Origin of the sequence: Anaerosolibacter carboniphilus, assembly GCF_014205875.1 — a bacterium.
Lineage (GTDB): Bacteria > Bacillota > Clostridia > Peptostreptococcales > Thermotaleaceae > Anaerosolibacter > Anaerosolibacter carboniphilus.
This window is the reverse complement of the sequence record NZ_JACHEN010000020.1, coordinates 1-18648: the sequence shown is the minus strand read 5'-3', so window position 1 is coordinate 18648 and position 18648 is coordinate 1. Positions and strand designations below refer to the sequence as shown.

Here is an 18648-nt window from a genome sequence, read left to right as displayed (position 1 = left end):
TAGGAGGATAAACTATTCTATCATACCTGATGAAAAGGGAGTTGAGGTCGCAAATGATTGACGAAAGAAGCTTGACCGGAGGTATCATGGAGAGTAATGATATGAAGCGGTATACATTAGAGAATATAAAGCTCATCGGGATGATGGGTGTAAATGAAGATAAGAAAATATCAACTCTGTTGAATCATCTTTTTATGAGTGCAGGAAAAAAAGTAGCTTTTATTGATTTAGCTGATTCCTCCAACCACTCCTTGAGGATGGAAGAACTTCTGTATTCCCATATGAACATTAGCGATGGTGAATTGGAATATGCCGTTGCCCATTTACCATATCAAGCTTTATGTCATAATGATTTGTTGAATATTTCTCTAGATAGTGTTATTCATACCTTTATTGGTGAGAGTTCAAAAAATGAAAGACACAGAGTAAATGAAGTGTTTAAGAATCTTTCATCGAAGGGATTAGCCATTATCAATGTAGATGATGAAGCACACTTAGATTTTGTTCGTTATCTTGAAGATAAGCTTATTATTACCTACGGCCTTTCTCCAAGAGCTACTATTACAGCATCTAGTATTGAAGCGGCATCAAATCTTCATTTTACATGCTGCATTCAGCGGGGGATTACGACACGAAGCGGATTGGAAATTGATCCTATGGAATTTCCTGTGTTTATTCCTAATTTTGGAAAAGAAGATGTCCATTATGCTTTAGCAGCTATTGGGGTTGGCTTGATATGTGGAGTATCTCTAGAAAAAATTATGGAAGCCTTTCAAGTTCATGAGCAAACAACAAAAAAAATAAAATATGAATCTCGATGAATGATTAAGGAATAAAAAATAAGAAGAGAATTTAGCAAAGAATTCTCTTCTTATTTTTTATTCTTTAATCATAATCTGGTTTTTAGATGAATAAATATATTTGTAGGTTAACCCTGAAAAAATACATAAGAAGTGGGAAGGAGCGTGGGGGTTAAATGCAGGATAAGGTTATTGAAACGAACGTAGTTTCAGTTGTGGGAGAAGTACACTCAGAACTAGAATTTAGCCATGAAATGTATGGGGAGGGCTTCTATACATTTGATATAAAGATACCTAGGCTGAGCGACTACAATGATGTACTACCTGTGACTGTTTCTGAACGGATTTTGGTAGGCTTGGAGATTAAGGCAGGTATTGCAGTAAAGGTAGAAGGACAATTACGTTCATACAATAAGTACAAGGACGGAAATAATAAACTAGTACTTACAATCTTTGCTCGGGACATGAGCCTATGTGAGAATCTTGAGGAAATCAAAAATCCAAATCAAATTTTTCTGGACGGATTTATTTGCAAAGAACCAGTATATAGGACGACACCATTTGGTAGGGAAATCACGGATATGCTAATTGCTGTAAACCGACCCTATAACAAGTCCGACTATATTCCATGTATTGCTTGGGGTAGGAATGCTAGGTACTCAGAAAAATTACAGGTAGGCGATCATATTAAAATCTGGGGGAGAGTGCAAAGTAGAGAATACCAGAAAAAAATACAAGATGAGCAGGCGATAACAAAAATTGCTTACGAAGTATCCGTATCGAAAATGGAAATCAATGAAGAAGATAATAATCGCTTTAATGAAAAGGAATCAGACTACGACGAACCTACTAATGATTAGAAAGGAATATGCAATTATTTTATTTAAATGTTTGAAATTAGTGATTTCTCTAATATATTTCATAGAATGAAGTACACTTTTTCTAGAGCAACTTGGTGGCTAGAAGCTCTAGAAAAAGTGTATTTTTATTTGTATTTGTATAGAAGTATTTATGTTACAGAAAATTTTCTTGGCGTATTCTAAGCTGCTGTGGTGTTATACCGATTTTTAATTGATGAGAAATTAGAAATGAATTATAATGGGGTTAAAGATACTTAGGAGGAAATGATAATGAATTATATACTGATTTGTGTTGTAATCTTTTTTATTATATTGATTACCATGCAGTATTCATTAAACAGAATTATTATACTCTTGAAAGAGATAAAAGATATTTTAAGAACTCTTCAAGCAAGGGATAAGCTATAAGACCGATGAAAAATGGGTATTTTAGCATATTCCATCGATGATTGAAATTTTATAGAATATCCATGAGATACCAAATGAAAGAAGTTTTTTTAATGGACAAACATGATCGTATTCAGTATTATAAAAACAAAAAATCTTTGCAAAGTAGATAAGATGCGTATATAATAGATTTATGCCGTTTTACGTCGAAGAAATACGTTAAGTTTTCTTTTTTGAATTTGTTTTGTAAAGAAGGGGATTCCATGATTACTACGGTAACCTTAAATCCTGCTATTGACAGGGCTTACGTGATTAATAATTTCCAACCGAATACCAGATATATGGTGGATGACGTGAAGGTCTCCGCTGGTGGCAAAGGTCTGAACGTAGCGCGAGTAGCAGCCATGTTGGGGGAAAAGGTAAATGCCACAGGTCTTTTAGGTGGCGTCACAGGCAAGTTTGTACAGGAGGAATTAGATAAACTAAATATATCGACATCCTTTGTATGGATTAATGAAGCCACTAGGGTATTCACCGCTATTGTTGATCCTGTTAACAATACGGAAACCTTTCTTAGTGAAAAAGGTCCCGCAGTAACCAAGAAAGAGTTAAATGCTTTTGTAAAAGAATTTGTGAAAACATTAAAATATAGTGAAATTATGATTGCCTCCGGTAGCGTACCACCAGGTCTACCTAAGACCATCTATGGAGACATGGTTAAAATTGCTCGGGATAATAATGTAAAAATGATAATCGATGCTTGTGGAAGTTATTTGGTAGAAGCAATTAAGGCAAAACCCTTCATGATTAAACCGAATCTCCATGAGTTAAAAGAATTGGTTGGTTATGATTTAGATAGTGAATATAAGATTGTTTATGAATCAAAATACATATGCAAGCAGGGCATAGAGGTCGTAGCGATTTCTTTAGGAGATAAGGGAGCTATTTTTACCACAAAGGATGGGGTCTACAAGATCTGTGCCCCCAAGATTTCAGCTGTGAATACAGTGGGGTGTGGAGATGCTTTTGTCGCTGGATGTGCGGTGGCCCTTTTTAGGAAGAGAGATCTACCTGACGCATTTAAACTGGCAGTCGCTGCAGGGACAGCGAATGCTATGGAAAGGCAAATTGGCCATATTGATCCAGAAATCGTAGAAAAATTTTATCAAGAGACGAAGCTTAAAAGACTGGATTAATAATCCAGTCTTTTTTAATAACTATACTGTCGAAAGGGTGAAATAAAATGAACTTGATGCGTATTACTGCTAGTGTTCAAAAAATTGCAGAAGTCATAGCCAGTGTAATCAATGTGGATGTTACCATTGTAGATTGTGAATTGAACCGCATAGCGGCCACAGGATGCTATGGCGACCATATCGGAACAAAAGTCAGCAGAAATTCAGTTTTTGGATTTGCCCTGAGGCAAGGAGAGGGATTCATCATAGATAATCCCAGGAATCATATGGCTTGTAAGCAATGTGAGGATCAGCATCAGTGTAAAGAACATGCCCAGGTATGTTGTCCTATCAAGGTATATCATGAAACTGTGGGTGTTATTGGTTTGATTGCTTTTGAAGAGACTCAAAAAAAATCGATAGTGAACAATCAAGAGAATTTGATGGCATTTCTACATAGGATGGCAGATTTGATTGCTTCAAAATTGATGGAAGAAGAAAAGACGGAGAAAATTAAACTACTGGCAAGAGAATTAGAGATTGTATTGGACGCTGTAGACCGCGGTATTATCGCTGTGGATGCTGTAGGTAAAATTATGCATTTTAACTTGAAGGCAGCCCAATTGTTTCGATTGGATGAAAAAAGTGTGATCCATAGAAACATAGATGAGATACTGGGTGAAATCGACTTTTATGATCTAAAGATGCGGAATATTTCTATAAAGAATAGGGAATTTAGTTATAAAAAAGGGGCTTACCGTGTTCGCGGTATCTACGGGATCAATCCCATTATTGTTGGTATGGACACTGTAGGTTATGTATTTACCTTCAGCAATATTTCAGAGGCTTTAAATGTGGTGAACGATGTGATAGGAAGTGCCATTGAAACAAAATTTCACCATATCATTGGAGAAAGCGAGGGTATGGCAAGAGCAAAGGAAGAAGCACAAAAGGCTGCGGAATCTCCATCTACTATTCTGATCCAAGGGGAGAGTGGAACAGGTAAGGAATTGTTTGCAAGGGCAATTCATTTCCAAGGCAGCCGCAGAAGGAGACCTTTTATTCCGATCAATTGTGCTGCTATACCTGAGCAGCTCTTAGAAAGCGAGCTTTTCGGCTACGAGGAGGGAGCATTTACAGGAGCAAAAAGAGGTGGGAAAGCGGGAAAATTTGAGCTAGCAAACAAAGGAACTATTTTTTTAGATGAGATTGGAGACATGCCGCTGCATTTACAGGCAAAGCTCCTCCGGGTATTGCAAGAAAATGTGATCGAAAAAATTGGAGGAAGAGAGTATATACCTATTGATGTTCGTATCATCGCAGCAACCAATAAGAATTTAGAACAAAAGGTAATGGAAGGGGAGTTTCGAAAGGATCTGTATTATCGTTTAAATGTGATTCCTTTAAATATTCCTTCCTTACGAGATCGAATGGAGGATGTTGATATCCTTGTGGGCAATTTACTACGGAAATGTAACCATAAGCTTGGAAAAAGGGTTGAAGGGATACAAACCGGGGCTTTGAGGATACTACAGAATTATCAATGGCCTGGAAATGTTCGGGAATTAGAGAATACCATTGAGTATGCTGTAAACATGTGCAGCCAAAATCAGATTTCAGAAGAAGATCTTCCGAAACGATTAAAGAACAGGGAAAATCAAGAGCAGAGTAACGCTGATACGAGGGTTATGACGATTCGAGAACTGGAATATAGGGAGATCGAAAAAGCACTAAAGTTGTGTGAGGGATCTAAGCAATCTATGGATAAAGCAGCTGAACTATTAGGCCTTAGTCGAGCCACTTTATATCGAAAGCTAAAAGAGTATCAATTGAAACAATCTCAAAGTGAGACGAATGTCTCGTTTTGAGATTGTTTTTGAGATTTTTATCTCAAAATGAGATAAAAAAGTAGAAATCTACGAAATTATGTATGTGATTTTTGGCACATATATTGCTTCTTTCATTAGTATGAAAATTTGATGGAGGTGCTTCGTGGAACTAGAAAATCTTATTTTAGATACCCTTAAAAGAGAAGTTGTGCCAGCTATGGGCTGCACGGAGCCGGTTGCCGTGGCATTAGCCTGTGCAAAGGCTAGAGAGTTATTGCTTTACGAAGAATTAGAAGAAGTAAAGATCTTAGTTAGTCCAAATATTTACAAAAACGGCATGTGCGTAGGGATTCCAAATACAGGAGAAGTAGGGCTAGAAATAGCTGCTGCTCTTGGTATTGTTGGGGGTAAAAGTGAGAAGGACCTAAGAATTTTGGAAGGATTGACAATCCATGAAGTAGGCGCCGCAAAGAAACTGCTAGAACGAAATAAAATTTCTGTAGGCATGAAAGACACCTGTGAAAAAATTTACGTTGAGGTTTGTTTGAAAGCTGATGCTGGCATGGTAGAAGTCGTTATCAGAGAACGACATAATCAATTTGCTTCTATTAGAATCGATGGGCAAGAAACATTCAATAAGCATTTGGCAGCGGTAGAAGCATCTCAAGGAGAACAGCAAATATATGATTTCAGCATTCGTGACATTATACTTGGGATAGAAAATCTATCGTATTATCAGATTGAATTTCTTTTGGAAGGATTGGACATGAATGAAAGAATTGCACAAGCTGCTCTAGATCAAGATATGGGCATGGGTGTGGGAAGCGGTCTTTATCAGAGTATAAAAAATGGCATTCTATCGGATGATTTGATGAATCAAGCTATGATGTTGACGGCTGCTGGTGCAGATGCCAGGATGTCTGGGTTTTCAATGCCTGTGATGAGCAGTAATGGGAGTGGAAACAATGGGCTGACTACGATTTTGCCCATCGTAGCCTATCGAAATAAGTACGCTGTAAGTGAAGAAAAATTGGCCAAGGCCTTGGCCATGAGCCACATGATCAATGGCTATATTAAGCACCACATAGGTAGGCTTTCTGCTTTATGTGGATGTGGTGTTGCCTCGTCAACTGGTGCGGCTGTGGCCATTGCATGGTTAATGGGAGCCAACCATAAACAAATGGATGGGGTGATCAAAAACATGATCGCCAACATTAGTGGTATGATTTGTGATGGTGCAAAGGTGGGATGTGCATTGAAACTGGCGACAGCGGCATCTACTGCGGTTCAATCTGCAATCCTAGCTTTAGGAAATAAGATCGTACCAGCCAAGAATGGGATAGTGGCTGAAACTGCAGAGGAAACCATTGAGAATCTGGGAAAATTGGGGCAGGATGGCATGGGCAGTACAGATACAGTCATCTTGAAAATAATGAAGGAAATGCAGGTGGCATTATAGAAACAGGAGCGGCAATACAGTGCCGCTCCTGTTTCTGTTTGACTAGTTAATAAGTTGATAGATCAGATATAAATAATGGGCTGTGATACCAGCAAAAATACCACCTATGGTATGGCTGATAATTGCTTTATTGGCTAATTTTCTTACACCTAGGGCGTCCATCATCCCTACATGGGTGCTCAGGTAACCACTCCAACACATACCCATGGCTGTGAATACGGCAATATCATTAGGACCAATCAAGCCTTCTTTTAAGAATTTTGTAACCAAGCCTAAAGCTGCGCCCACGGAGCCTAAAGAGGTAATTGGAAATGCAATGGCTTCTACACTCTTAAATCCAAAGAGAGGTTTTAGAATAGGAGCAAGGAATTGTCCAACCTTGGGCAGAATGGCTACACCCTCGTAGGCCACACCTTTATAGACAGAAACACCATGGTTTACCTCGCTAGGGCCAAAGGTAAGGATCATAACAATTGTACAGATGAATATTACACCCGGAACGATGGCAAGACCCATTTCCACACCGTTTTTTCCGCCCTCCAGTACGGCATCCAAAGCCCTTTCAAAGATGCTGCCGGGGCGAACGTCTCTGTAGTTTAGAAAATCATCTTGGTCAGGAGAAAGGCTGCCTTCAGGATCGTTTTGATCATGAAAATAATTCTTTGTGTGGCGAATCATTAAACGAACACTAATAATACTTCCAATGATTGCAGCAATATTACCGATGATTGCTGGAGCGATGAATTCAGTACCATTCCCTAAACTAATCATAAAGGTGGTTAGGATTAGTCCCATACCAAAAGCTGTTCCAAGATTACAAAGAGCTGGAGTTTGATAATTTTTAAAGTATTTTGAAAACCCTTTGTCTTTGGCTAGAGAAATAATTGCGGGATTATCAGAAAGATAGGTGGTGATGGCTCCGATGGAAGCAGCGCCAGGCAACCCATATAAGGGTCCCATAATTGGAGAAATGATTTTGTTGATCAGGGCTACAATACCGAATTCAGATAAAAGAGCAGCAAAGGCACCGGCCAGTACTGCAATTGCCATGATAAAGAAAACAGTGTTTAGCAATAGGTCATGAGCGGTATACATAATGATATTAAACATGATACCGACACCCATTTTTGAGATAAGATAACCGAAACCGACTACGCATACAAAGAGAAAAACATAGGTTTCCATAGATACTGATTTTTTACGATTGGTGGTGTATTGGTAACTTTCATCTGTGCTGACCATAGATTTCATCTTATACCTCCATCTGATTCAATAGAATATAGTATCAATTTTGAGAAAACGTTTACATACCACTACATTTTACTATGCCAGTATACGAGTTTCAATGAAGGAAATAGGAAATAGATCTTAAAAAAATGTAATAATTAGCAGAAATTTGTCCAGCGTGTTTAGAATAAAAAACCGGGAATTAACTAATAATGAAGGATTTGTTTGGGGATTCTATTTGACAAAGAAATTGATTTGCATTAGAATATTTATAATTATATGGTCATTACAAGTTCTTACATACTATAGATATTGGAGGGATTACTAGTCATGGATATAGAAAAAAAGAAAAAAGAGGTTCTCTTTACCCAGGAGGATATTCGACAAAGAGTCATGGAAATGGGTAAACAAATTGCTGAAGATTATGCAGGGAAGAAAATTCTTGTGGTGTCTTTATTAAAAGGAAGCTTTATTTTTACAGCGGATTTGGTACGAGCCATCGACGCGCCGGTAAAAATTGAATTTATGGCCACGGCCAGCTACGGTCATGGAGAAGAATCATCAGGGCATGTGAAGATCCTTTATGATTTAAAGGATGCTTTAGAGGGATATGATGTACTTGTGGTAGATGATATTGCAGATTCAGGATTAACCATGAAATTTGTGATGGAACATCTAGCTGCAAAGAAACCAGCTAGCATTAAATCCTGCGTCCTATTGGACAAGCCTTCTAGAAGACAAACAGAATTAGAAGCTGATTATGTAGGCTTTACGATCCCAGATAAGTTCATCGTAGGATATGGACTGAACTATGGAGATTATTACAGAAATGTACCTTATGTGTTTGCCTTTGTAGATTAAGAAGAAAGCCAATAGCATTTGCTATTGGCTTTCTATTGTTTTGATAAAGCTAAAAGATCTTTCATATGGTATAAGCCAGTTTCTTGATGAACCAAAAATCGACTACAGGTTAAGGCACCTAGGGCAAAAATATTCTTGGATAATGCCACATGTTTCAATTCAATGATTTCATCCATCCCTGCGAAAATAACGGTATGTTCTCCTATATAAGTTCCTCCTCGTATAGAATGTATACCGATATCCGTATTCTTACGGACTTCTGTTCTTCCATGCCTGCCATATATGAAATCTGCCTCTTCATGGTTTGCTTTTTTTACAGCATCCGCAATCGTCAAAGTGGTTCCGCTAGGAGCATCAATCTTCTTGTTATGATATTTTTCAAGTATTTCGATATTAAAATTTTCGTCCAAGGACTTGGCTGCGTAGCAAGTAAGCGCTATAAGTAAGTTAATACCTAAAGAAAAATTAGTTGATTGAAATATGGGTATCTCTTGAGAAGCAGCCTCCAGCTCCCTATAATCTTTTTCAGTAAAACCAGAAGTAGCCGTGAGAAGGGGAGTATGGGTAGTGCGGCAATACTGAATAAGACCTGGTAAAAGGCTATGGTGGGAAAAATCTATGAGGAGATCACCTCGCTCCTTACAGTTAGAGATATGGTTATAAACAGGATAGGTATTCGTTTGTTTATTAGGGCTCCTGTCGATGTCGGCAACCACAGTCATATCTGTTGTCTCGGCAATAAATTGGCTGACAACCCTTCCCATGCTTCCATTACATCCATTTAGAATAATTTGTATCAAATAACTCTCTCCTTTCTACTAAATCTATGAAGATTTGGATGGACAACATAAGTCTCGAGAACCATCTTGTTCATAAGCGAGCATATAGATTTGTTGAATGGCATGTGAAATGTGGTCTTTCAACAGTAAGATAGAAATATAATCTTCTCCAGAGGAATAATCGAAGGCTTGAGAGGTTATTTCTAGGATTAGATTTTTTAGTTTATCCGACTGATCGGTTGCTCCTTGACGAAAAAATACGGATATCCTGCCTAGCCTGTCATATTCAGAGGGAGAGATGCCCTGGATGCATGGGATATCTTTGTCAGCGGAAATTCCGATGAAGGGGTAGGGTGTATCTTCATCTTTTTCAGAGATTAACGTACCCATACCGCTAGAAAAAGTGGACCGAACCCTTACTGGAATTTGAAATTTTTTTGCTGCTAAAACGGCCCTCGGATGAATAACCTTTGTGCCGCTGGAAGCCAGCTTATACATGTTATCATAGGAAATATATTCTAAAAAGTATGGGTTTGGAATGATCCGGGGATCAACCAATGCGATTCCAGGAACATCTGTAAAGATATCCACCCTCTCTGCACCAAGATATCCTCCTAGGGTAACAGCACTGGTATCGCTGCCGCCTCGGCCGAGGGTAGTAATCTCTCCATCTTTGGTCATGCCCTGAAAACCTGCAACAACAACGATCTTATTTGTATCTAAATACCTGCAAATATTCTTTGTATCAATATGAAGGATTTCACTATTGCCAAAGTCATTGTTGGTTATAATGCCTGCTTGGAAGCCTGTAAGGGCGACACTGGGTAAACCATGAACATCCAGCAAGTGGGCTACCAAAGCTGCTGAAATTGTTTCACCACAGGAAATGGCAAGGTCCTTCTTCTTTCCATCAACTTCTTTGTGTACATTGGATAATATAGAAATTAATGTATCTGTGGCATAAGGATCACCCGATCGCCCCATGGCGGATACAACCACTACCATATCATTGCCCTCCATTTTGCACTGCTGTACTTGGCGAAGTAGTGCTTCTCGAGCTTCTGCAGTATGTAACGAAGTACCTCCAAACTTAAGAACAATCACAGCCATTGCAACCACCCCTCATATTAAACTTCTTTGTATGAGGGTCTCAGCAATTTGTACAGCATTTAAGGCTGCGCCTTTTCTTAGGTTATCAGATACAATCCATAGATTTAGTCCATTTTCGATGGTGAAGTCCTTACGAATTCTACCAACAAAAACATCATCCTTACCCTCAGCCAAAATGGGAAGGGGGTATACGTGATTCCCAGGATCATCTATCACCTGAATACCAGGGGCATTTCGCAGAATGGTGTAAATTTCATCCATATCAAAAGCCTTCTTTGTTTCAATATTCGCTGATTCGGAATGACCTCGGAATACAGGGATTCGAACAGTGGTTGCGCTAACCTGAACATTATTATCTAGTATTTTTTTTGTTTCATTGACCATTTTCATTTCTTCTTTTGTATAACCATTCTCTTGAAACACATCGATATGAGGTAATGCATTAAAGCCGATTTGATAAGGATAGACCTGAGGAATGATGTCCTTACCTGTCACATAGCATTCTGCTTGTTGACGAAGCTCATCAATGGCTTTTTGGCCTGTACCTGATACTGCTTGGTAGGTAGACACGACAACACGCTGAATCTGAAAGATATCATGTATAGGCTTAAGGGCTACCAGCATCTGAATCGTAGAGCAGTTAGGGTTAGCTATTAAGCCTTTATGCCAGTCTACATCCTCAGGATTTACTTCAGGTACAACCAAAGGAACAGTTGGATCCATCCTCCAAGCGCTGCTATTATCTATCACAATGGCCCCTTCGTTTATGGCAATAGGCGCAAGCTCTTGGCTAGCATCTCCTCCAGCTGAAAAAAGAGCAATATCCACATTGGAGAAGGCGCCTTTCTTGGCAGCTTCAACGATTAGATAATCATTGCCAAAAGGTACCATTGTACCTGCATTGGAAGGAATATCGAGCAGCTTAATGGTTTCAAAAGGAAATTTACGCTGATCGAGAATTTTTAACATCTCTTGTCCTACGGCTCCCAAAGCTCCTACGATGGCGATACGATAACTTTTCATGGAACATCCCCCTTTAAAATATATTCATACTACTCATCATGTGGTGAGTAGCTTTTTTATCATTATATTATTTTAATATTCTGAAAGTCAATATCATTTCATAAAAATGAGTATAGAACAATCAAAAAGATATAATAGAATATTTTGAATAATTATTGACTTGAAATGAATAAACAATATATACTAAAAAATAATTCAGAATATTTTAAAAATATATTGACACAGAAAACCGAAAGCGTTTATCATTAAGATATACTACTCATCATATGATGAGTAGCTAAAGGACAATTCAAATGAAAGGGGATTATTTATTATGAGAAAGAATTATGATGTTGTAGTGGTTGGAGGAGGCATTGTCGGATTGTCCATAGCCTATCAGTTGTTGAAACGCCGAAAAAAAGTAATGATAATTGAAAAAAATGAAATAGGCAGCGGTGCTTCAGGAGCCTGTGATGATATGATTCTTCTTCAGTCAAAAAAGCTAGGTATTTCATTGGAAATGGCCATCGAAAGCCTCAATATGTATAAAATCATGTCAAAGGAGCTGAGGATAGATATCGAATATGAAAGTCGCGGAGGTATGATTTTAATAGAGAATCAGCGACACCTTAGCGTGATGGAAGAATATGTTGAAAAGCAAAAGTGTTATGGTTTAGATGTAGAAATCATTGATCAATCAGACGTATATAGAAAACAACCCCATGTTCGACAGGGGATTTTGGCATCCACCTATAGTGCAACAGATGCCCAAGTGAATCCATTGAGGGTGATGCGTGGATTTTTGGCAAGAGGGTCTGCCATGGGCCTAGAGCTTAGAAAGCATGTGAATATTTCTGAAATTAAACAGAAAAGCAGTGGATGGAAGCTTGTTCTTGAAGATGGTACATATGTTGAAACTGAATATATTGTAAATGCTGCTGGTGCGTGGGCACCGGAGATCGGGAGGCTGGTAGATATTCATATTCCTATTCGACCGAAAAAAGGGCAGGTTGTTATTACAGAACAGATACCAAGGCTTGGAGATACCAATGTATGGAGTGCCGAGTATATTGTCGCCAAACTGAAGCCGGAGTTGGCAGATGAAAAGAAAGAAGAATTCAAGAGGTTAGGGATTGGTTTCGCGCTCTCTCAGGCATCCTGCGGGAATTATCTTATTGGAAGCACTAGAGAAGAGGCAGGATTTGACAAAGGTACAAACCCAAAGGCAATACAATTGATTGTAAATCAAGCTATACAGTTTTTTCCTATATTGTCAAAAGTTCATTTGATTCGCACCTTTGCAGGTTTTAGACCTGCTACCGAAGATGGAAAGGCAATCCTAGGAAAAGTAGAAAATCGAAGTGGCTTTTGTATTGCTGCTGGTCATGAAGGTGATGGCATTGCCCTTGCACCTGTAACAGGAAAATTGATTGCTGATTTAATCGATGATAAAAGCATCCATTATAACATGGAAGAATTAAAGCTTGAGAGATTTAGGCAGGAGGAGGTGGAATGTGCATTTGCCTGATGCTCAAATTAAAATAAAGGGGGATTGAGTATGAGTTTAGGGACATTATTGTGGTTGCTGACCATATTACTTTGTGGTGCTTTCTTGGTGATCTCATGGAAGGTAAAGGACACAGCATCCTCAAGCTTTTCTAACTACGCCATTGGCGGTAAAAGCTTTCCAATGTATCTGATTTTCTTTACCCAGTTTGCCACAATCATGGGAGTTGGTAACTTTGTTGGCCATGCGGGCAAAGGATATTCTGTGGGACTTCCTTGGATGGCATTTATCTTAGGTGAGCAAGGATCTAAAATTATTTTTGCGCTTTTCTTTGCAGGATTGGCAGGAAGATTTACCTATAATACATTCCCAGAAATGGTTGATGATCTCATTACAAGAGATAGAATTACAAGGGCCCTTGGCGGTATTTTAGCATCTATGATCATGATTGCATGGGTAGGGGGCCAAGGAAAAGCCTTTGGTAATATCTTTAACATTGTAACAGGAGCAAATCCAATTCCAATCATATTGTTCTTTTCAGGGGTATTTATTCTTTATACAACATTGGGTGGTATTTATTCTGTTGTTTGGACAGATCTATTGCAAGGAGTATTGGTGGTATTATTTGGTACAGCTTTCTACATTTATGCATTTTCGCCGGTTAACTGGAGCATGGCCGAGCTAGGTGGACGCCTTGCAGAAATAGGGAAGGCTGAGCTTTGGACTATGGGAAGTGGGAATACTCTTGAACTCATAACGAAATTTGTAACTGGATGTGTGGGGATATTGGTGGCACAGATTTATTGGCAAAGATGCTTCTCTGCGAAAGATGGTAAAACTGCTAGAAATGGATTGTTATACAGTGGTATTATTGCAATTATCATGGTAATGCTTACCGCGTTGATAGGAATGGTAATATTAACATTGAACCAAGGATTAAAACCAGATGATGCAATGCCTTGGTTTATGTTAAATTATGTGCCCGTAGGGATTTCAGCAATGATTTTTGTATTAATTTTGGCAGCTGGCATGTCTTCTGCAGATTCTAACTTAAACTCTGCATCCATTTTGATTGTAAATGATTTGATTAAACCCTTTAACAAGGAAGCAACCGATGTACAACTTGTTAAATATGCCAAAGGCTTAACGATAGTAATTGGTATATTTGCGGCTTTGGCAGCTATCTATGCAAGCTCAATTATTGATCTATTCTCTAGAGCCTACGCCATGGCTGGGGGAGGGCTAGTTCCATTACTTCTTGTCGGTTTGTTATGGAAAGAGCGGACGAATGAAGCTTTTGAGATGGGCAAGAAAAACAGTAAAGTAACACCATGGGGAGCAAGGGTAGGCATTGTTACAGGATCTGTTTTAACACAGGTGACTGCATTGGGACCGAATCGCATGTTGATCGCTTTGGTAATTTCGGCTGTTCTGATTGTGGTAGTATCTGGCTTTACAAGAAATAAAAATAAAATAGAAGAAGGAGAAGCGGTATAATTCGCCTAATATTAGGGTGTTGAGAAATGACGATACATATCGCCATTTCTCAACATATAACATTTTTACTGGAGGAAGAATATGAAACAAATATTGGACGATAAAGAACTAATTGTATTGGAGTGTATTGCATCCTCAGAGGAACCTATTGGGTCATGGCTTCTTGTTGAACTGCTAGAGGAAAGATCTGTAAATACGAGTTCTGCAACCATAGGAAGGATTCTGAACAGGCTGGAGAGGGTAGGCTATGTTGAGAAAGAGAGTGTTAAGGGGAGAGTTATCACCCAAAAAGGATTAGAGGCCATTCGAAATGCAAAAACCATTGAAAAAATAAACTTCCATAAGAACGAACTGGATAAGATGATCAATACGAAAGTCCTTGAAGATTTTATTATGGTACTCCAAGCTAGAAAAGCCATTGAGCGAGAGACAGCAAGATTGGCAGCACAGCATAGTACGGATCAGGAGATTGAGTATATGGCGTCCATACTCAGACGTCAAGAAGATCACTTTACCAATCATAGCAGCATTGCCCAAGATGATATAGATTTTCATAAGGCTATTGCCAAGGCTTCTAGAAACACAGTTCTAGAATCTCTTTATACTATTATTTCTACCATGGGACAGCAGTCAAAATTATTTGAACATGTGAGGACTCAGGTAAAATCACCTTACTCCAAGTCTCATCGAGATATTCTCAATGCCATCAAAAACCATGATGCTGACGAGGCAGAGCGGTGTATGATCCAACATACAGAAAACTTAATTCAAGATGTTACCATGTATTGGGATGAATATGCTATCGAAGGTCACGCTAACATAGATGGAGGTAGACAAAATGAATGATGAAATCATATGTAGATGTGAAGAAATTTCAGAGGAGCAAATCCGAGAGGCCATACGGCAAGGTGCTACTACGATAAATGAAATTAAACGCTGGACCCGATCTGGTATGGGATTATGCCAAGGTAGGACCTGCAGAAGATTAGTGGAACGTATTCTATCAGAGGAAACGGGAAAACCGTTGAAAGATATTATACCCTCTACCTATCGTCAACCCGTACGGCCTATAAGAATGGGAATCTTCAGTGAAATAGAGAATAGGGATAAATTTGAAAATCGATAATGCTTATAATTATTGAATATAGAGGTAAACAAGTATAAGGGGGAAATAGTCATGAAGAGTTGGGGCAGGCTGATCACTGCTATGGTTACTCCTTTTAACGAAAAGCTGGAGGTTAATTACGAACAAGCGGTAGAACTAGCAAATAGATTGGTTGCGGAGGGAACAACAGCTTTGGTGGTTAGCGGAACAACGGGTGAAGGGCCTACGCTTACAGCTGAAGAAAAGGAAAATCTTTTCTGCAAGATAAAAGAAAATATAAGCGTACCCGTTATTGCAGGTATTGGAACAAATTCAACAGCATCCACCATCGAAAATGCTAAGAGAGCTTTGGCATGCGGTGTCGATGGACTCTTGATTGTGGCACCTTATTATAATAAGCCTGATCAGGACTCTTTGTTTGAACACTTTAGAGTTGTAGCCGAAGCTGTTGAAATTCCAATCATGTTATATAATGTTCCAGGTAGAACAGGATGCAATATAGGTCCTGAAACCATTGAAAGGCTTTCTAAGATTGAAAATATCGTTGCACTAAAAGAAGCCAGCGGAAATATAATTCAGCTATCTGAGGCGGTGAAACGAACACCCGATGATTTTCTTGTATACACTGGTGAGGATGTATTGACTCTTCCAAGTCTTTCGGTGGGTGCTTATGGGGTCGTGAGTGTCGCATCCCATGTGGTTGGTTCGAGAATGAAAGAAATGATCAACAGCTTTTTAAGGGGAAATACGGAAAGAGCTACAGAGATCCATTTTCAGCTATTGGACATTTTTAATGGATTATTTGTTGTAACAAATCCTATCCCAGTAAAGGCAGCTTTAAACATGATGGGAATTCGCGTGGGAGATCTCCGAATGCCGCTAACTGCGGCAAAACCATCGATAAAAGCTGAGATCCAAAGGCACATGAGGAAGCTAGATCTTGTTTAAAGATGCAGAAAGGAAGGATGAATGAAGATGACAAGGATCTATGAACATCCTATTTTGGGGAAAGCAGCAGGTGAGGAACAGGTAACCATCATTGTAGATGGAAAGCCCTATCAAGCCTATGAAGGAGAAATGATTGCTGCAGCCCTACTGGCAAATGATATCAAGATTTTCAGGTATACGGCACATCATCATAAACCTAGGGGGATTTATTGCGGTATTGGCCGGTGCACGGATTGTATTATGACGGTGGATGGGATCCCGAATATAAGAACCTGTATCACCCCAGTTCGAGATGGAATGGTGATAGAAACCCAAGTGGGGGTTGGGGAGTGGAAAAGAGGTGATCTCCGTGAATAGTGTCCCTATTGCCGTTATTGGGGCTGGGCCAGCGGGTTTGTCAGCAGCGATTGAAGCTGCAAAGGCAGGGGCAAAGGTTTTGGTTATAGATGAAAATCTTAAGCCAGGGGGTCAGCTTTTTAAGCAAATCCATAAGTTTTTTGGTTCAAGAGTTCATAAAGCAGGTGTAAGAGGGATAGATATAGGAAGACAATTGCTTGAGGAAACAAAGACGTTAGGCATTGAAGTATGGTTAGATACAGAGGTTTGTGGTATTGATCAAGATCGAAATATATGGGCAATCCGTAATAAAGATAGATCGATAAATATTCATGCTGAAAGAATAATTGTGGCATCAGGAGCTATTGAAAATGCAGTAAAATTTTCGGGTTGGACCTTACCAGGTGTCATGGGAGCTGGTGCTGCGCAAACCATGATCAATACTCATCGTGTTCTGCCAGGGAAAAAAGTTCTTATGGTTGGTTCTGGAAATGTGGGAGTAATTGTTTCTTATCAATTAATGCAAGCTGGAGCAGAGGTTGTAGGAATCATTGAGGCTGCACCAAAGTTAGGTGGATATGGGGTGCATACCGCAAAGGTAAGAAGGGCGGGTGTACCTTTCTACACATCCCATACAATTACGAGAGCCATTGGCGATCAGCGAGTGGAAGCTGCGGAAATCACTGCGCTAGATGCTGAATGGAAGCCTATACCAGGCACAGAGCAAGTTTTAGAGGTAGATACGATATGTTTGGCAACGGGATTAACTCCATTGGCTGAATTGGTATGGATTGCAGGATGCAAATTTGCTTACATATCAGAATTAGGCGGACATGTGCCAATTCATGATTATCAGATGGAATCCAGTGTGAAAGGTATTTATATTGCTGGTGATATCTCAGGTGTAGAAGAGGCTAGTACAGCTATGGAGGAGGGGCGTCTGGCAGGTATTAGTGCTGCAGCTGATTTAGGCTACTATACCCATGAAGAAAAGGAGAGACGTACCAGTGAGGTATGGCATCATTTAGATGCTTTAAGATGTGGCCAGTTTGGGCAAAAAAGAAAAGATGCCAAAGATAGAATTCTTGCTATAGGGAAGGAGAGGATATCATGAGTGAATTCTGCTTGAAAACGATAGGTGCTCCTTCTTTAGAAGAGCTAAGAAATTCCGCTGCCTTTCCTCGAAGAGAAGATTTTATGAAAGGTCCTATTGCAGTAATTGAATGTATTGAGGAAATACCTTGTAATCCATGTGAAACATCTTGCGAAAAAGGGGCAATTATCGTAGGTAGCCCCATTACCAATCTTCCGAGGATAGACTTTGAGAAGTGCATTGGTTGTGGTTTTTGTGTGGCTGCTTGCCCGGGCTTGGCGATCTATATAAAGGATTATACCTATTCAGAGCAAGAGGCACGGATCTCTTTTCCTTATGAATACTTCCCCTTTCCTCAAAAAGGAGATATTGTGCAACTGGTTGGGAGAAAAGGCGAAAAGGTGTGTTCAGGTACTGTGGTAGGTATTCAAAACGGCAAGAAAAATGATCGAACTGCCATCGTAAGTGTGATATATCCTAAAATTTTCTTTGATGAAGTGATCAGTATGGAAAGGATAAAAAATAAAAGCTAGTGCGCTAGTTCTAGTGTTGCATTAAGTAAAATATTTAATCTTGACCAATTTAAAACCCTCAGATTGCATGGATTATTCCATGTGATATGGGGGTTTTAGGCTTAAAGTGCATACGTGGAATATTATCCCATTAAAAAAAG

General features: G+C 39.2%; 19 protein-coding genes. 15 read left to right on the top strand and 4 right to left on the bottom strand.

From position 1 onward, the window contains the following. The first annotated feature begins 53 nt into the window (after nt 1–53). The 6 genes from HNQ80_RS15520 (at nt 54) to HNQ80_RS15495 (ending at nt 6510) form a co-directional block, all read left to right on the top strand. Entirely contained in the window at nt 54–821 is a 768-nt protein-coding gene (locus tag HNQ80_RS15520) for a UDP-N-acetylmuramoyl-tripeptide--D-alanyl-D-alanine ligase (protein WP_184311591.1), read from the top strand. Between the two features lie 155 nt (nt 822–976). Next, nucleotides 977–1660 (top strand): single-stranded DNA-binding protein, encoded by a 684-nt coding sequence (locus HNQ80_RS15515; RefSeq protein WP_184311590.1) that lies wholly within the window; start codon nt 977–979, stop codon nt 1658–1660. 270 nt (nt 1661–1930) lie between these two features. Beyond that, entirely contained in the window at nt 1931–2068 is a 138-nt protein-coding gene (locus HNQ80_RS15510; protein WP_184311680.1) for a hypothetical protein, read from the top strand. Nucleotides 2069–2310: 242 nt separating this feature from the next. Continuing rightward, entirely contained in the window at nt 2311–3243 is a 933-nt protein-coding gene (gene pfkB, locus HNQ80_RS15505; protein WP_184311589.1) for a 1-phosphofructokinase, read from the top strand. Between the two features lie 47 nt (nt 3244–3290). Continuing rightward, nucleotides 3291–5090, top strand: coding sequence for a sigma-54-dependent Fis family transcriptional regulator (locus tag HNQ80_RS15500; protein WP_184311588.1), 1800 nt, complete (start codon nt 3291–3293; stop codon nt 5088–5090). Nucleotides 5091–5214: 124 nt separating this feature from the next. Next, the gene (locus tag HNQ80_RS15495; protein WP_330602895.1) at nt 5215–6510 is read left to right on the top strand and encodes an L-cysteine desulfidase family protein; all 1296 of its coding nucleotides are present in this window, start codon (nt 5215–5217) and stop codon (nt 6508–6510) included. A gap of 42 nt (nt 6511–6552) precedes the next feature. Here the strand turns inward: HNQ80_RS15495 and HNQ80_RS15490 are convergent, their stop codons facing one another. After that, complete coding sequence (locus tag HNQ80_RS15490) at nt 6553–7761, bottom strand: CD0519/CD1768 family membrane protein (protein ID WP_330602894.1); 1209 nt, start codon at nt 7759–7761, stop codon at nt 6553–6555. Nucleotides 7762–8067: 306 nt separating this feature from the next. Between HNQ80_RS15490 and hpt the strand changes: the two genes are divergently transcribed. Next, entirely contained in the window at nt 8068–8598 is a 531-nt protein-coding gene (gene hpt, locus HNQ80_RS15485) for a hypoxanthine phosphoribosyltransferase (RefSeq protein ID WP_184311587.1), read from the top strand. Between the two features lie 32 nt (nt 8599–8630). Here the strand turns inward: hpt and dapB are convergent, their stop codons facing one another. From dapB to HNQ80_RS15470, 3 genes are read right to left on the bottom strand one after another with little or no spacing between them, the layout of a single operon-like run. Next, nucleotides 8631–9398, bottom strand: a complete 768-nt coding sequence (gene dapB / locus HNQ80_RS15480) for a 4-hydroxy-tetrahydrodipicolinate reductase (RefSeq protein WP_184311586.1) — start codon at nt 9396–9398, stop codon at nt 8631–8633. Nucleotides 9399–9422: 24 nt separating this feature from the next. Then, nucleotides 9423–10487 (bottom strand): aspartate kinase, encoded by a 1065-nt coding sequence (locus HNQ80_RS15475; RefSeq protein ID WP_184311585.1) that lies wholly within the window; start codon nt 10485–10487, stop codon nt 9423–9425. Nucleotides 10488–10499: 12 nt separating this feature from the next. After that, nucleotides 10500–11510, bottom strand: a complete 1011-nt coding sequence (locus HNQ80_RS15470) for an aspartate-semialdehyde dehydrogenase (protein WP_184311584.1) — start codon at nt 11508–11510, stop codon at nt 10500–10502. 313 nt (nt 11511–11823) lie between these two features. On the opposite strand from HNQ80_RS15470, the gene HNQ80_RS15465 reads away from it, so the two are divergent. The 8 genes from HNQ80_RS15465 (at nt 11824) to HNQ80_RS15430 (ending at nt 18508) form a co-directional block, all read left to right on the top strand. Then, a complete protein-coding gene (locus HNQ80_RS15465; RefSeq protein WP_184311583.1) occupies nt 11824–13017 on the top strand; it encodes an NAD(P)/FAD-dependent oxidoreductase in 1194 nt (397 codons plus the stop codon). 30 nt (nt 13018–13047) lie between these two features. Beyond that, nucleotides 13048–14493, top strand: coding sequence for a sodium:solute symporter family protein (locus HNQ80_RS15460; protein WP_184311582.1), 1446 nt, complete (start codon nt 13048–13050; stop codon nt 14491–14493). A gap of 81 nt (nt 14494–14574) precedes the next feature. Next, entirely contained in the window at nt 14575–15339 is a 765-nt protein-coding gene (locus HNQ80_RS15455; protein WP_184311581.1) for an FCD domain-containing protein, read from the top strand. Next, nucleotides 15332–15619, top strand: coding sequence for a (2Fe-2S)-binding protein (locus HNQ80_RS15450; protein WP_184311580.1), 288 nt, complete (start codon nt 15332–15334; stop codon nt 15617–15619). The genes HNQ80_RS15455 and HNQ80_RS15450 overlap by 8 nt, the downstream gene beginning before the upstream one ends. Before the next feature lie 51 nt (nt 15620–15670). Further along, nucleotides 15671–16546 (top strand): 4-hydroxy-tetrahydrodipicolinate synthase, encoded by an 876-nt coding sequence (dapA, locus tag HNQ80_RS15445; RefSeq protein WP_184311579.1) that lies wholly within the window; start codon nt 15671–15673, stop codon nt 16544–16546. 27 nt (nt 16547–16573) lie between these two features. Further along, entirely contained in the window at nt 16574–16903 is a 330-nt protein-coding gene (locus HNQ80_RS15440) for a (2Fe-2S)-binding protein (protein WP_184311578.1), read from the top strand. Then, nucleotides 16896–17996, top strand: coding sequence for an NAD(P)/FAD-dependent oxidoreductase (locus tag HNQ80_RS15435; protein ID WP_184311577.1), 1101 nt, complete (start codon nt 16896–16898; stop codon nt 17994–17996). The genes HNQ80_RS15440 and HNQ80_RS15435 overlap by 8 nt, the downstream gene beginning before the upstream one ends. Next, complete coding sequence (locus tag HNQ80_RS15430; RefSeq protein WP_184311576.1) at nt 17993–18508, top strand: NADH-quinone oxidoreductase subunit I; 516 nt, start codon at nt 17993–17995, stop codon at nt 18506–18508. The genes HNQ80_RS15435 and HNQ80_RS15430 overlap by 4 nt, the downstream gene beginning before the upstream one ends. Nucleotides 18509–18648: the final 140 nt, after the last annotated feature.